1 protein-coding gene is annotated in these 637 nt (G+C 58.1%); it reads left to right on the top strand.

Features of this window, described 5'->3' with window-relative positions:
- Positions 1-637, top strand: a 637-nt coding sequence (locus tag QQJ87_RS14620) for a flagellin N-terminal helical domain-containing protein (protein ID WP_284282641.1), incomplete at both ends; no start/stop codon positions are given.

Genomic DNA, 637 nt, shown 5'->3' with positions numbered 1-637 from the left:
AGGCTTGCGCGTCAACAGCGCCAAAGACGACGCTGCTGGCCTGGCCATCGCAGAACGCATGAACGCCCAGATCAAGGGCTTCGATGTCGCCTCTCGCAACGCCAACGACGGCATTTCCCTGTTCCAGGTCGCCGACGGCGCATTGGGCAATATTTCCGACAGCCTCCAGCGCATGCGCGAACTGGCTGTTCAATCCAAGAACGGAACACTGAATGCCACCGACCGCGCCAACCTGGATCGTGAGTACCAATCACTGTCCAACCAGGTCGGAACCATCGCCACAGGCACGCAATTCAACGGCAACGACGTATTTTCTGCCGCCAACAAGTCTGTCAGCCTGCAGATCGGTGCCGGCAACGCAGCCACTGACACCCTGGCTGTCAATCTAACAGATACGGGTGCTTCCGCTGGCAATGACCTTCAGACTGTTCTAGGCGGAACGACGGCTGCAGCAATTCAAACCGCCTTCGGTGACATTACGAGTGCAACAAACGGTGGCACCGCGATTACCACGATCGACAAAGCCATCAACAACATCACCAACATGCGCGCCACTGTGGGTGCTGGCCTGAGCCGTCTGGACCAGGTGGTCTCTTCTCTAAACACCAACTCCACCAACCTGTCTGCAGCACGCGGC

It is taken from the genome of Limnobacter litoralis (assembly GCF_030160455.1).
Lineage (GTDB): Bacteria > Pseudomonadota > Gammaproteobacteria > Burkholderiales > Burkholderiaceae_B > Limnobacter > Limnobacter litoralis.
Note: the sequence above shows the minus strand (reverse complement) of the source record. Positions and strands in the feature narration are given on the sequence as shown.